The sequence below is a fragment of the Streptomyces sp. NPDC001927 genome, assembly GCF_053594455.1.
The window spans coordinates 124,510-137,978 of sequence record NZ_JBSFEN010000005.1; the positions used below are offsets into that span (position 1 = coordinate 124,510).

Below are 13,469 nucleotides of genomic sequence, written 5' to 3' on the forward strand. Positions count from 1 at the left end.
ACATGGGCGCCATGCAGCAGGCGCGGGGGAAGCGGTCGGTGGCGGTCGGGGGCGATGCCTGGATAGTCGTCACCGGCGACCACAACCAGGTCGTGACGGCGCCGCCGGTCAGATCGGCGTACTGGGAGCAGGTTCGCCGGATCGCCCCGGCGGAACTGGTGGACCGGGAGTCGGAGTTGGCCGCGCTGGCGGCCTTCTGCACCGCGCACTCCGGCCCCACGTACGCGTGGTGGCGGGCGGAGGCGTGGGCGGGCAAGACGGCGCTGCTGTCCTGGTTCGCGCTGAACCCGCCGGCGGGGGTCCGGATCGTCCCGTTCTTCATCACCGCCCGCCTGGGCGCGCAGAACGACGTCGTGGCCTACGTGGACGTGGTCCTGGAACAGCTCGCCGAGCTGGCCGGCGAAGGACTCCCCGTCCACCTGACGGCCGCGACCCGCGAAGCCCATCTGCTCCGCCTCTACGGGGAGGCGGCGCGCTCCTGCGCCGAGAGGGGCGAACGGCTGGTCCTGCTGGTCGACGGCCTGGACGAGGACCGGGGCGTCACGACGGGGCCGGACGCCCACTCGATCGCGAGCCTGCTGCCGGGCTCCGACGTCCTGCCCGTCATCGTCTCCGGCCGGCTGAACCCTCCCGTACCCGTCGACGTTCCCGCCGGCCACGCGCTCCGCGACCCCACGATCGTCCGCACCCTGGAGCCCTCGTCGCACGCCCGCACCATCCGGGCCGAGGCGGAGCGCGAACTGAAGCGCCTCCTGGAGGCCGGAGGCCTGGAGTACGACCTCCTGGCCCTGCTGACCGCCGCCGGAGGCGGCCTCACGGCGAACGACCTGGCCGAGCTGACGGGAGCGGTGCCCTATGGCGTACGCGACGTCCTGCGAACGGGCTCGGGCCGCACGTTCGCCCGCCGGACGGACGCGTACCTCCTCGCTCACGAGGAACTCCAGGTCCGGGCCGAGGAGATGCTGGGCGCGCGTGAGCTGGACCGGTACCGGCGGATGGTGCACTCCTGGGCGGAGGAGTGGCGGTCACGTGGCTGGCCGGTGGGTACGCCGGAGTACCTCCTGCGCGACTGGTTCCCGATGCTGAGGGCGGCGGGCGACCTGGAGCGGATGGTGGGGTGCGCGACGGACGCCGTGCGACAGGACCGCATGCTGGACGTCGCGTTCGGCGACTTCGCGGCGCTCGGCGAGATCCACGCCACCGAGGAACTGATCATCGCGGCCGGGGTTCCGGACCTTCTGGACAGCGTACGACTGGCCTTTCGCCGCACCGCGCTCGAAGGCCGCAACTCACGTGTGGACGTCTCTCTTCCGCATGCCTGGGCGGCATGCGGCCACTTCGGCCGCGCCGAGGCGCTCGCCCGCAGCATCCCCGAACCGGACGACCGGGCGGACGCGCTCGTCCGCGTCGCCGAGGAGTTCATCGAGCACGGAGATCCCGGTTCCGCCGTCCGGTTGATCGAGGTCGCGGAGAACACCGCGCTGGGATACGAAAGCGACGGACGGCGCCGGTCCGATGTCCTGGCGCGGACGGCCCGCGCCTGGCTGCGCGCCGGATCGCCGGAGCGGGCCGGTGCCTTGGTCCGGCTGATCGAGGGCGTGTCGGAGAGGGAACTGCTGGTTCCCGACATCGCCCGGCAGTGGGTCAGAGCGGGCGAGTCCGCACGGGCCGAAGCCCTGGCTCTGGCCGAGCCGGATCAGCGCGCCCGTGCCCTGGGCCTGGCGGCCGTGGCAGAGGCGTGGGCCGAAGCCGGCGACGTCGAACAGGTCAGGACCTTCCTCTCCGCCGTGGACCCCGAGGCCGCCCCTCTCGCGCGGGTGAGTGCCGCGGCCGCTCTCCTGGCCGCGGGGCGCCGGACAGAAGCGGACCACCTCGCGGAAGGCATCGAAGAGGGACTGTCGGCGGAGTCGCCGGTCGTCGCCGATGTGATCGGTCTCCTGGCGCGTGCGGGTTGGTGTGATCGCGCGCTGGCCGTCGCGTCCGGGATCGACGACATCCGGTCCCGGGAGGCAGCCATGATCGGGGTGGTTCGGGCCATGGCGGCGGCCGGCGCGTACGAGGAGGCCGAGGCGCTCGCCCGCGCCATCGAGGACTCGGACCGTCGTGGGGACGCGCTGCTCGGGGTCGTCGTCGAACTGGCGGATGCGGGGCGGTGGGACGAGGCGGAGCACCTGGCTCGATGCATGTCCCGCCCGTACCTGCGCTATGCGGCACTGAGTTCGCTGGTCGGACGGCTTGCGGACATGGGCGAGTTCGACCGGGCAGAGGCACTCGCGCCCGAATGCGGCGCCGACGAGTACGGCCCGCTGTGTCTGGTCGTCGAAGCGCTCGCGGCAGCGGGTGAGTTCGTCCGGGCGGAGCACCTGGCCCGGACCGTCGAACACGACGAGGGGCTCGTCGCGCTGGTGCGCGGTGTGGCGGTCTCCGTCGACCGTGGTGTTCGGGCGACGAGCCTGCTGGCCGCGGTGGAGGCGGAGGTCAGGGTGGCGTACCAGCCCCGGCTACTGAGGGACCTGGTCGAGTTCGCAAGCGTCCTCGTGGACGCAGGGCACGGTGCGGCCGCCCTGCCGCTGGTGGAGGACGCCGAGGCGCAACTGCCCGATCTGCCGGGGCCCGACGCACCAGAAGTCGATTCGTACCGGCGGGACATCATGATCGATGCGACGGCCGAGGTCTACGCCCGCATCGGGGAGGTGGACCGCGCGGAAGCGCTGTTGCGCACGTGCGGGCTATGGGCCCACAAAGGGTGGCCGTCCGTCGTGGAGGCGCATGCCCGCGCGGGGAACGGACAGCGGCTGAGCGCCGCCTTGGAAGGTCTCGACACCGGGGACAGCACACGGAGCATGATGTCCCCGCGGCTGGCCGCCGCCGGGGAAGTGGACCTGGCGTTCTCCCTCGCCGCGGGGGTGGAGTCCCCGGACGAACGGCTGCGGGCCTGGGCGGAGACCGCGGCGGTGCTCGCCGCGGCGGGGGAGGAGCGGCAGGCCCGAGCTGCCCTGGCACACGCCGAGTCCGTCGCCCCGAGCGCGTACATGCCGCTCATGGCGAGCAGCGGCATGCTCAAGGCGTACGTACGGCTCGGGCAGGACGAGAAGGCCGACCGGGTCCTCGCGGAGATCGAGGCGTACTCGGACTCCGAGGTGGACTTCAGGGGGTCCCTCGTACGAGGCCTCGTGGAGCTCGGACGGTACGACCGTGCCGAGGCGGTCGCCCGACGCGCCGGAGACCCGGCCGGGGCGGCCGGACGACACGGCCTGGTGACAACGCTGGTGGTCGCGTTGGTCGACGCGGGTGAGCATGACCGGGCCGCCCGCGCGGCCACGCACCTGCCCGAGCCCAGGAGCGGGCAGACAGCCGCTTGGGCGGCGCTGGCGCCCGTCGTCGAGCCGCGGCGCGGCCGGGTCCTGGCCGCTCGTGTCCTGCAGGCCGCTGACCTGCGCCAGGCGTTGCCCGCTGCCCTGCGCCTCGAACCCCGCGCCGTCCCCGTCGTCGTCGAGGCCCTGCGCCGACCGCGTCAGGTGTGACAACCGCACCGGATCCGCGAACGGCCCGGGGCGGTCACGTCCAGGGCCGCGTGGCGTCAGAGGTCGCCGCCAGGAGCGCCGTCGGAGGCCCCATGCGGAGCCCCGGCCGAAGCGTCGGCCGCCCCGCACGAGGACCGGACACGCAGCCGCGGCAGCAGGCTCAAGTGGCGCCGCGCGGCGTCCTCCGCGCGGTCCTCCGTCAGCCGCTCCACCAGCAACTCCATGGCGTGCCGACCCACTTGGCGCTTCGGCGGGGCGACCGCCGTGAGCGGGGTGTCGGCGAGGGCGGCGACCTCGTCGTCGTACGCGATCACGGCCAGGTCCTCCGGCACCTTCACGCCGAGCTCCGCCAGGCGCCGCACGATCTCGATCGCGTCCACGTCGTTGTGGACCAGGGCCGCGCTCGCCCGGCCCGTGCTCACCGCCTCGTACAGCGCCCGGACCGCGCGCTCGAAGCCCGCCGGGTCCTGGTCCGCCGGTACGGAGTCGACCACAGGGCCCGGCGCGGTCAGGTCGAGCGTGGCCAGCGCCTCGGCGTACCCGGCGCGCACCGCGAGCGCGGTCGGGCTGTCGCCGCGCGCGACGAGCAGCGGGGTGCCGTGGCCGAGGCCGAGCAGGTGGCGCAGGGCGAGCAGGACGCCGTGGCCGTGGTCGGAGACCACCCGGTCCAGGGCGTCGAGCGGGCTGCCGGGCTCGGCCCTGCGCTCCAGGAGCACGGCGGGCACGGGGAGTTCGGCCAGCCAGGTCCCGTACGCGGGCCGGTCCTCCGGGCCCCGCCAGCCGGGCGCGACCAGCACCCCCTGGGCGCCGGCCGAGAGCAGGCCCTCGGTGCGCGCGCGGTCCTCCTCGGGCCGGTAGTCCGAGATCCGCAGGATCAGCCGGGCCCCCGCCCGCGCCGCCGCCTCGTGCGCGCCCCGGATGACCTCGGCGAAGTAGTACGTGGCGGAGGGCGCGAGCAGCCCGAGGACCAGGCCCTCGCCGGAGCGCCGCGCCGCAGCCGGGCCGCCCGCCGCACCCGGGCCACCCGCGCCGCTCGCCCCACCCGTGCCGCCCGGTTCGCCCCGCCGCCCGGGCCAGGACACCTGGCCGTGCACCCGGTCGAGCCGCCCCTGGGCGGCCAGCGCCTCGACGTCACGGCGGGCGGTCACGGCGGAGACGCCGAGCAGGTCGGCCAGTTCGGCGACGCGGGCGGTGCCGCGCTCGCGCACCAGGGCCAGGAGTCGGTCGTGTCGTTCGGCGGCACTCTCGCGCACGGTGCATCCCCTCGCGGTGGGTCGGGCCGGCGGGACGCCGGACCCCGCGCCGGAGCCTACGCCAGAATGATCGAACGCAAGGAGTTTCGATCATTCGCTCCGATCTCATTGACGTTCGATCGAAGGCTGTTCATGATTCCCGGCGACGACGTCCGCCTCAGGGACCACTCAGGGAGCATCAGCAACATGGCCATGCCGCCCGAGAACCGTGAGCTCAGTCCGTTCACCGGCTGGACCCGCGCCCACTGGGAGGACGCGGCCGACCGGCTCCTCCTCGCCGTCCGGCCGTACGCCTCACCCCGCCACGGCCGCTTCGACCTGCCGGGACCCCGCCCCAGCTGGTCCGGCGTCCGCTCCGACGGCCTCGAAGGCCACGCCCGTACGTTCCTGCTCGCCGCCCTGCGCGTCGCGGGCGCGGGCGGCGCCGACCCGCGCGGACACCTGCCCCGCTACGCCGAGGGCCTCACCGCCGGCACCGAGGCACCGGCCGCCGAGCCACCCGGTGCCCACGGGCCCGATTCCTGGCCGCTCCTCACCGACGTGCGCCAGGCCGTCGTCGAGTCCGCCTCCGTCGCCCTCGGGCTGCGGCTGACCCGACCCTGGCTCTGGGACACCCTGGACGACCGCACCCGACAGCACGTCGTCGACTGGCTGCGCCCCGCCCTCGACCCCTCCCCGGTCGACAACAACTGGTGGCTCTTCGGCCTCACCGTCGCCGGCTTCCTCCAGGACGCCGGCATCGAGACCGACCGCGCGGCCCGCACGATCGAGCGCTCCCTCGACCGGATCGAACCGTGGTACCGCGGCGACGGCTGGTACAGCGACGGCGACAACCGCGCCTTCGACCACTACAACGGCTGGGCCCTGCACTTCTATCCCGTCCTCCACGCCCACCTCGCCGGCGACCGGGACCTCCTCGCCCGCTACGGCCCCCGACTGCGGGCCCATCTCGCCGACCACGTCCACTTCTTCGACGCGACCGGCGCCCCGCTCCCGTACGGGCGTTCCCTGATCTACCGCTTCGCCGCGGCCGCCGCGCCCTGGCTCGGCGCTCTCACCGGGCACACCCCGCTCACCCCGGGCGCCACCCGCCGCCTGGCCTCCGGGGCGGTGCGGTACTTCCTCGACCGGGGCGCGTGCGACGAGCGCGGGCTGCTCACGCTCGGCTGGCACGGCCCGTACCCGCCGGTCGTCCAGGACTACTCGGGACCCGCCTCCCCCTACTGGGCGGCCAAGGGTTTCCTCGGCCTCCTCCTGCCCGCCGACCACCCGGCCTGGACCCACCCCGAGGAACCCCTCCCCGCCGAACGCGCCGACACCGTACGGGCCGTGGCCCCGGCCGCGCTGCTCCTCCAGACCACGGCCGCCGACGGACTCGTACGCCTCCACAACCACGGCAGCGGCAACCAGACTGCGGGCGCCTCGGCGGCCGAGGACGACCCCGGCTACGCCCGCTTCGCGTACTCCACCCGTACGGGACCGACGGCCGCCCCCGACACCGCCGACAACCACTTCGCCCTCGTCGTCGACGGCCGGGTCACCCGGCGCGGCCCCGCGACGCCCCTGGGCACGGGCCCCGACTGGGCCGCCTCGCTCCACACCCCGCTCCCGGGGATCCGCGTCCTCTCCGCGACCGTGGCCCACGGCCGCGCCGAGGTGCGCGCCCACCTCGTCCTCGGCGCCCCGGACGGAACTCCCGTACGCCAGACGGGCTGGGCCACCACACCGGACGGACCGACCGCCCAACTCCACGCCGTCCACGGCTACCCGCCCGCGACCGACACCGTCCCGCTCGCCACGGGCGCCACGCTCCAGGCCGGCCCGGCCTCGCGCACGGCGGCCCTGCACGGCACCACCGCCGGCCCCGGCTCCCTCTTCGTGGCCCTGGCCTCGCTCACCGCCGAACCGGACCCGGCCCCCGTCACCACCCTCGCGACCGTCCGCATCACCGCCCGCACCGTCCACGTGACGTGGCAGAACGGCACCACGACCGAACTCGACCTCGCATCCCTGCTCGACGTCGAAACCCTCGCCGACTAGCCGGCGCCGGTGCTCACTTCGGGCCGTACTTGCGCCCCGCCTTGGAGGAGACCCCGCCGAGCAGGCCGCGGGGCGCCAGCTTCACCACGCCCATCAGCGCCTTGTAGCGGGGGTCGGGGATGGACAGCGACTTGCCGCGCGCCAGATCGCTCAGCGCCTCGGTCACCAGCTTGTCCGCGTCGAGCCACATCCAGCCCGGGATGTTGTCCGTCCCCATCCCGGCCCGCTCGTGGAACTCGGTCCGTACGAAGCCCGGGCAGAGCGCCATGAGCCGTACGCCGCTGCCCGCCAGGTCCCGCGCCGCGCCCTGGGTGAACTGCACGACCCACGCCTTCGACGCCCCGTAGGTGCCGCGCGGGACGAAGGCCGCCACCGAGGCCACGTTGACGACCCCGCCCCGGCCGCGGGCGCGCATGGACTCCGCCGCCGCCGAGGTCAGCCGGAGCACCGCCTCGCAGTGCACGGTCAGCATCTTCAACTCGTCAGCCATGGAGACCTCGAGGAACCGGCCCTTGTTGCCGAACCCGGCGTTGTTCACCAGCAGGTCCACCGGCTGCTTGGGGTCGGAGAGCCGGGCTTCGACGGCCGCGATCCCCTTCTCCTCGGACAGGTCGGCCGCGAGGACCTCGGCCTCGATGCCGTGCCGGTCGTGCAGTTCGGTCGCCTGCTCCCGCAGTCGCGTCACATCGCGGGCGACGAGCACGACATCGTGTCCGTCCGCCGCCAGCTTCCGCGCGAACGCGGCCCCGATCCCCGCCGTCGCGCCCGTAATCAGTGCAGTCGTCATACGGGGCAACGTTAGTGCCCCGCTCGACGGCGCCGGAGGTCAGGAGCCTGTGCCGTACTTCTCCACGTAGCCGCGCGCCTTGCGCAGAGTGTCCGGGTGCAGCGCGTCCCCGGCGGCGAGCACGCGCGGCAGCAGGGGCCGTTCGGTCGTGACGGCCCGGAACTCGAAGGCCACGGTGACCTCGTGGTCCGGTCGGTGCACCACCTGGATCGCGTCGCCCTGCCGGATCTCGCCCGGCTCGACGACCCGCAGATACGCGCCCGGCACGGCCTCCCCGGTGAACCGCTTGACCCAGCCCTTCTCGTCCAGGTGCCCCTGGAAGGTCCGGCACGGGATCCGGCTGGAGGAGACCTCCAGGAGCAGGTCGGGGCCGATCCGCCACCGCTCGCCGATCAGTGCGCCGGAGACGTCGACGCCCGCGGTGGTGAGGTTCTCGCCGAAGGCGCCGCTCGGAATCGGGCGGTCCAGGAGCTTCTCCCAGGTGTCCAGGTCCTCGCGCGCGTACGCGTAGACCGCCTGGTCGTTGCCGCCGTGGTGCCGGGTGTCGCACACGGTGTCCCCGGCGACCCCGCTCGCGCCGATCCCCTTGGGGCCGGGCGCGGCCACCCGCACGGGCCCGGTCACCGGCCGCTTGTCGATGCCGGTCACACCCTGGGGGTGGTCGGTGTACGCGACGGTCTTCGGGCGGCCCAGGTTCAGGGACAGGAGCTTCATGAGGGAACAATAGGCGACCTCACTCAAAGCGTCGAGCGAATATTCGCCCGAAGGTCCAAGCTTCACTTATGCTTGAGCCATGATCGAGGCCCGTCATCTCCGCGTCCTGCGCGCCGTCGCCGCGACCGGCTCCTTCTCCGCCGCCGCGCGTGAACTGGGCTGCACCCAGCCCGCGGTGAGCCAGCAGATGAAGGCGCTCGAGACCTCCGCCGGCACGCCCCTGCTGATCAGGACCGGCCGCGAGATGCGCCTCACGCAGGCCGGCGAGGCCCTCGTCCGGCACGCCTCCGGCATCCTCGCGGGGCTCACCGCCGCCGAGGAGGAGGTCGCCGCGATCGCCGGGCTCCGCGCCGGCCGCGTCCGGCTCGTCTCCTTCCCCAGCGGCAGCTCCACGCTGGTCCCCACCGCCCTCGCCGCCCTGCGCGCGGCGCACCCGGGCACGCGCGTCTCGCTGGTCGAGGCCGAGCCGCCGCGCTCGATCGAGATGCTCCGCGAGGGCGACTGCGACGTGGCCCTGGCGTTCCGTTACGGAGCGGGGCAGGCCGAGTGGGACGACCTGATCGTCCGTCCGCTCCTCGCCGACCGCCTCGTGGGCCTGGTCCCCGAAGGGCACCGGCTCGCCGACGCGGAGGCCGTGTCCATCGCCGAACTGGCCGAGGAGTCCTGGATCGCGGGCTGCCCGCGCTGCCGGCGCCAGTTGGTGGACGTGTGCGAGGAGGCGGGGTTCGTCCCGCGCATCGACTTCGCCACCGACGACTACCCGGCCGTGGTCGGGCTCGTCGGCGCCGGCCTCGGTGTCGCGGTCCTGCCGCAGCTCGCCATCGAGTCCGTACGCCCCAAGGGGGCCAGGACCGTGGTCGTGGAGCCCGCCGTGGAGCGCGAGATCGTCGCCCTCACGCTGCCCGACCTGGCCCAGGTCCCGGCGGTCGCCGCCACCCTGGACGAGCTGACCCGCGCGGCGGGCCGGGCGGCCACGCGCGCGTAGCGGCTGTACCGGCCGGTCTTGTGGCTGTCCGGCCCGGCCCGGCCGGTGCCGCTCCGCACGCCCCCGGGCCGCGTGCGGCACGGCGCCGTACCCGGCCGTCACCGCCCGAGCAGAAACGTTCCTTCAGATCGTCGTGTCCCCAGGTTCAGGCTCGCCCCAGACCTGCCGGACCCGCTGTCGACGCCGTCGCCGGCCGTGGCGGCGAGGTCGTGGCCGAAGCCGTGATCAGGCGATTGCGGGCTCGTCCCATGAGCTCTTCGCGTTCGTCCTCGGTGAGGCCGCCCCATACGCCGTAGGGCTCGCGTACGGCGAGTGCGTGTGCCGCGCACTCCGCGCGTACCGGGCACCGCATGCAGACCTCTTTCGCCGAGTTCTCACGCGCACTCCGTGCCGCGCCGCGCTCTCCCTCGGGGTGGAAGAACAGGGAGCTGTCGACTCCGCGGCAGGCCGCGAGCAGTTGCCAGTCCCACAGATCGGCGTTGGGTCCGGGAAGGCGGGAGAAATCTGCCATTGCGCTTGTCCCCTTGAAACCGTGTCGAACGGATTGGTTGGGCGGGTGGATGGCCGATGAGCCGGGGGCCCTTCACCCCCCGTGGGTCTCGCGTACCCGCTGCCGCGGGCTTGATCCGACCGTACAACTACTGTCTAAGTAGATGTAAATATGACTCATTGCGAATCTAGCCACAGACACCTCAAAAAGGGAAGAAATCCCGCTAAATGGGGCATAGCTTCCACTGAAGGACGGATGACCTGCGGCGCTCTCCTCCGCGTTCGCTCCCTCACGTAGAGTGCCGAAGGCGGCCGTCCGACCCGTAACTCTTTCGAGTGACCGTCGTTGAGAGTGCGGAGGCGGTTGAAGGAACAAGTGCTCGGGCAGGTGTCCGAGGGCGTCAACCGCACAGGTGACGATACGTACCAGCCCTGGAGGCTTTAGGTGACGTGCAACAGCTGCGGAGGGCGGCCATGACATCCGTCCTCGTCTGCGACGACTCCCCGCTTGCCCGAGAGGCTCTTCGCCGCGCGGTCGCGACCGTGCCCGGTGTGGAGCGCGTGACCACCGCGGCCAACGGCGAGGAAGTCCTCCGCCGCTGGGGCGCGGACCGCTCGGACCTGATTCTGATGGACGTACGCATGCCCGGTCTGGGCGGCGTCGAGACCGTCCGCCGGCTGCTCTCCGCGGACCCGGGCGCCCGCATCATCATGCTGACCGTCGCCGAGGACCTGGACGGGGTCGCGCTCGCGGTCGCCGCCGGTGCCCGCGGGTACCTGCACAAGGACGCCTCGCGCGCCGAGCTGCGGGCCACGGTCACCCAGGCGCTCGCCGACCCGACCTGGCGGCTCGCCCCGCGCCGGCTGCGGTCGGCCGAGATGGGCGCGGCGCCGACGCTCACCGCGCGCGAGATCCAGGTGCTCGAAGGCATGAGCCACGGCCGATCCAACGCGGAGATCGGGCGCGAGCTCTTCCTCTCCGAGGACACGGTGAAGACCCACGCGCGACGGCTGTTCAAGAAGCTGGGCGCCTCGGACCGGGCGCACGCCGTCGCCCTCGGCTTCCGTTGGGGCCTGGTCCGCTAGGACCTCGCGTGCCGACGACAGGCCGCGTCCCCGTCCGCCGAACGCGGGCGGGGCGGCAGTCCGGGGCACCGCTACGACGGCGGCCCGGATCTCCGATTACGACGGCTTGTGTCACTTCCGCGCGGGATGCCGCATCCTTGATGGTGTGGAGTTCCTCGGGGACGAGTCGATCGAGCGGAAGGGGAGGGCGCAGGAGATGAGTTCCAGCGCACCTGCTCATAACGCTTCGGTGCACAACTATGGACGCGGTGCCACGGATTCTGAGGCGTCAAGGCACCATGGAGCGATGCGCGACGACGAGACCACGGTGATCGGTGCACTCGTTCACCGTGCCGTCGAGGGCGACGCACAGGCCACGCACGACCTTCTGGCGCGCGTGCACCCCCTCGCCCTGCGCTATTGCCGTACGCGACTGAACCGGCTGCCCGGTGATGCTCGCCACTTCGTCGAGGACCTCGCGCAGGAGGTCTGCGTCGCCGTCCTGATGGCGCTGCCGCGCTACAAGGACACGGGCAGGCCCTTCGAGGCCTTCGTCTTCGCCATCGCCGGACACAAGGTCGCCGACCTCCAGCGCGCCGCGATGCGGCACCCGGGCTCGACGGCCGTCCCGTCCGACGAGATGCCCGAGCGGCCCGACGACTCCCTGGGCCCCGAGGAACGTGCCCTGCTCAGCGACGATGCCGAATGGGCCAAGAAGCTCCTCGCCAACCTTCCGGAGAACCAGCGGGAGCTGCTGGTGCTGCGGGTGGCGGTGGGGCTCACGGCCGAGGAGACCGGCCAGATGCTCGGGATGTCCCCGGGGGCGGTACGGGTCGCGCAGCACCGCGCGCTCAGCCGGCTGCGGGCCCTGGCCGAGCAGTAAGGGTCGACGAGGGCCGGTGGCCCTCACGTACACGTACGAACGTCCAAAGCTGCTCTCTGATCTTGATCGTGGAATGAGACACCGTCGAGGCCCGTTAGCATGGACATCCGCACCGATCAAGGCCATCTGGGGAAGGTGTCATGACTGCCAACGTCGACGGAGTGCCCGAGAAATTCGCGACACTCGGGCTGACCTACGACGATGTGCTGCTGCTGCCAGGCGCGTCGGAAGTGCTGCCGAACGCGGTCGACACCTCGTCCCGCATCTCGCGCAATGTACGGGTGAACATCCCCCTGCTCTCCGCCGCGATGGACAAGGTCACCGAGTCCCGCATGGCCATCGCCATGGCGCGGCAGGGCGGCGTCGGCGTGCTGCACCGCAACCTGTCCATCGAGGACCAGGTCAACCAGGTCGACCTCGTGAAGCGCTCCGAGTCCGGCATGGTGACCGACCCGATCACCGTGAACCCGGACGCCACGCTCGCCGAGGCGGACGCGCTCTGCGCCAAGTTCCGGATCAGCGGTGTCCCGGTCACGGACGGCTCGGGCAAGCTGCTCGGTATCGTCACCAACCGCGACATGGCCTTCGAGTCCGACCGCGCCCGTCAGGTCCGCGAGGTCATGACGCCGATGCCGCTCGTCACCGGCAAGGTCGGCATCAGCGGTGTGGACGCCATGGAGCTGCTGCGCCGCCACAAGATCGAGAAGCTGCCGCTCGTCGACGACGCCGGTGTGCTCAAGGGCCTCATCACGGTCAAGGACTTCGTGAAGGCCGAGCAGTACCCGCACGCGGCCAAGGACTCCGAGGGCCGGCTGATCGTCGGTGCCGCCGTGGGCGCCAGCCCGGAGGCCCTGGAGCGGGCCCAGGCGCTGGCCGCCGCCGGTGTGGACTTCCTGGTCGTGGACACCTCCCACGGCCACAACAGCAACGCCCTGAGCTGGATGGCGAAGATCAAGTCCACCGTGAACGTGGACGTGATCGGCGGCAACGTGGCGACCCGTGACGGCGCCCAGGCCCTGATCGACGCCGGTGTCGACGGCGTCAAGGTCGGCGTCGGACCCGGCTCGATCTGCACCACGCGCGTGGTCGCCGGTATCGGCGTCCCGCAGGTCACCGCGATCTACGAGGCCGCGCTCGCGGCCCGCGCGGCCGGGGTCCCGGTCATCGGCGACGGCGGCCTGCAGTACTCCGGCGACATCGGCAAGGCGCTCGCCGCCGGTGCCAGCACGGTGATGCTGGGCAGCCTGCTCGCGGGCTGCGAGGAGTCGCCCGGCGAGCTCCAGTTCATCAACGGCAAGCAGTTCAAGTCGTACCGCGGCATGGGCTCGCTCGGCGCCATGCAGTCGCGCGGCCAGGGCCGCTCGTACTCGAAGGACCGCTACTTCCAGGCCGAGGTCGCCTCCGACGACAAGCTCGTGCCCGAGGGCATCGAGGGCCAGGTGCCCTACCGCGGCCCGCTCGCCAACGTGCTGCACCAGCTCGTCGGCGGTCTGCGCCAGACGATGGGCTATGTGGGCGCCGCCACCATCGACGAGATGGAGTCCAAGGGCCGCTTCGTCCGGATCACCTCGGCGGGCCTCAAGGAGAGCCACCCGCACGACATCCAGATGACGGTCGAGGCGCCGAACTACAGCAGGAAGTAACGCGGCGCGACGCGTGGGGCGGTTCCGGCATGCGGCCGGAACCGCCCCACGCGCGTGTGTCGGGGATACTGGTAGGCGCAGACGTA

10 protein-coding genes are annotated in these 13,469 nt (G+C 72.8%); 6 read left to right on the forward strand and 4 right to left on the reverse strand.

The genetic code is table 11. The features are described from left to right. The first annotated feature begins 11 nt into the window (after window positions 1-11). Window positions 12-3,524: a hypothetical protein gene (locus ACWCO8_RS14555; protein ID WP_451032493.1), complete on the forward strand. Its 3,513-nt coding sequence runs from the start codon at window positions 12-14 to the stop codon at window positions 3,522-3,524. Between the two features lie 56 nt (window positions 3,525-3,580). Here ACWCO8_RS14555 and ACWCO8_RS14560 read toward each other — a convergent pair whose 3' ends face one another. Continuing rightward, window positions 3,581-4,777, reverse strand: a complete 1,197-nt coding sequence (locus ACWCO8_RS14560; RefSeq protein WP_451032494.1) for a substrate-binding domain-containing protein — start codon at window positions 4,775-4,777, stop codon at window positions 3,581-3,583. A gap of 186 nt (window positions 4,778-4,963) precedes the next feature. Between ACWCO8_RS14560 and ACWCO8_RS14565 the strand changes: the two genes are divergently transcribed. Further along, window positions 4,964-6,817 carry a DUF2264 domain-containing protein gene (locus ACWCO8_RS14565; protein WP_451032495.1) on the forward strand — a complete coding sequence of 618 codons (1,854 nt, stop codon included), beginning with the start codon at window positions 4,964-4,966 and terminating at the stop codon, window positions 6,815-6,817. 13 nt (window positions 6,818-6,830) lie between these two features. Here ACWCO8_RS14565 and ACWCO8_RS14570 read toward each other — a convergent pair whose 3' ends face one another. Beyond that, window positions 6,831-7,604 (reverse strand): SDR family NAD(P)-dependent oxidoreductase, encoded by a 774-nt coding sequence (locus tag ACWCO8_RS14570; RefSeq protein ID WP_451032496.1) that lies wholly within the window; start codon window positions 7,602-7,604, stop codon window positions 6,831-6,833. Between the two features lie 39 nt (window positions 7,605-7,643). Then, window positions 7,644-8,318 carry an MOSC domain-containing protein gene (locus ACWCO8_RS14575; RefSeq protein ID WP_451032497.1) on the reverse strand — a complete coding sequence of 225 codons (675 nt, stop codon included), beginning with the start codon at window positions 8,316-8,318 and terminating at the stop codon, window positions 7,644-7,646. A 79-nt stretch (window positions 8,319-8,397) separates the two neighbouring features. On the opposite strand from ACWCO8_RS14575, the gene ACWCO8_RS14580 reads away from it, so the two are divergent. Beyond that, on the forward strand, window positions 8,398-9,303 hold the full coding sequence (locus ACWCO8_RS14580; RefSeq protein WP_451032498.1) for a LysR family transcriptional regulator: 906 nt from the start codon (window positions 8,398-8,400) through the stop codon (window positions 9,301-9,303). A 145-nt stretch (window positions 9,304-9,448) separates the two neighbouring features. Here the strand turns inward: ACWCO8_RS14580 and ACWCO8_RS14585 are convergent, their stop codons facing one another. Beyond that, window positions 9,449-9,814, reverse strand: a complete 366-nt coding sequence (locus tag ACWCO8_RS14585; RefSeq protein ID WP_451032499.1) for a WhiB family transcriptional regulator — start codon at window positions 9,812-9,814, stop codon at window positions 9,449-9,451. Window positions 9,815-10,266: 452 nt separating this feature from the next. Here ACWCO8_RS14585 and ACWCO8_RS14590 point away from each other — a divergent pair, with 452 nt between their 5' ends. The 3 genes from ACWCO8_RS14590 (at window position 10,267) to guaB (ending at window position 13,383) form a co-directional block, all read left to right on the forward strand. Then, window positions 10,267-10,878, forward strand: coding sequence for a response regulator transcription factor (locus tag ACWCO8_RS14590; protein ID WP_003948568.1), 612 nt, complete (start codon window positions 10,267-10,269; stop codon window positions 10,876-10,878). 286 nt (window positions 10,879-11,164) lie between these two features. Then, window positions 11,165-11,740, forward strand: coding sequence for a sigma-70 family RNA polymerase sigma factor (locus ACWCO8_RS14595; protein WP_362013722.1), 576 nt, complete (start codon window positions 11,165-11,167; stop codon window positions 11,738-11,740). Window positions 11,741-11,880: 140 nt separating this feature from the next. Next, window positions 11,881-13,383, forward strand: a complete 1,503-nt coding sequence (gene guaB, locus ACWCO8_RS14600; protein ID WP_362013724.1) for an IMP dehydrogenase — start codon at window positions 11,881-11,883, stop codon at window positions 13,381-13,383. The last annotated feature ends 86 nt before the right edge of the window (window positions 13,384-13,469 follow it).

Bases quoted from the DNA above. Each gene is read 5' to 3' on its own strand.
- ACWCO8_RS14590 (WP_003948568.1), top strand. From the start codon at position 10,267: ATGACATCCGTCCTCGTCTGCGACGACTCCCCGCTTGCCCGAGAGGCT.
- ACWCO8_RS14580 (WP_451032498.1), top strand. From the start codon at position 8,398: ATGATCGAGGCCCGTCATCTCCGCGTCCTGCGCGCCGTCGCCGCGACC.
- ACWCO8_RS14585 (WP_451032499.1), bottom strand. From the start codon at position 9,814: ATGGCAGATTTCTCCCGCCTTCCCGGACCCAACGCCGATCTGTGGGAC.
- ACWCO8_RS14565 (WP_451032495.1), top strand. From the start codon at position 4,964: ATGGCCATGCCGCCCGAGAACCGTGAGCTCAGTCCGTTCACCGGCTGG.
- ACWCO8_RS14575 (WP_451032497.1), bottom strand. From the start codon at position 8,318: ATGAAGCTCCTGTCCCTGAACCTGGGCCGCCCGAAGACCGTCGCGTAC.
- ACWCO8_RS14570 (WP_451032496.1), bottom strand. From the start codon at position 7,604: ATGACGACTGCACTGATTACGGGCGCGACGGCGGGGATCGGGGCCGCG.
- ACWCO8_RS14555 (WP_451032493.1), top strand. From the start codon at position 12: ATGCAGCAGGCGCGGGGGAAGCGGTCGGTGGCGGTCGGGGGCGATGCC.
- guaB (WP_362013724.1), top strand. From the start codon at position 11,881: ATGACTGCCAACGTCGACGGAGTGCCCGAGAAATTCGCGACACTCGGG.
- ACWCO8_RS14595 (WP_362013722.1), top strand. From the start codon at position 11,165: ATGCGCGACGACGAGACCACGGTGATCGGTGCACTCGTTCACCGTGCC.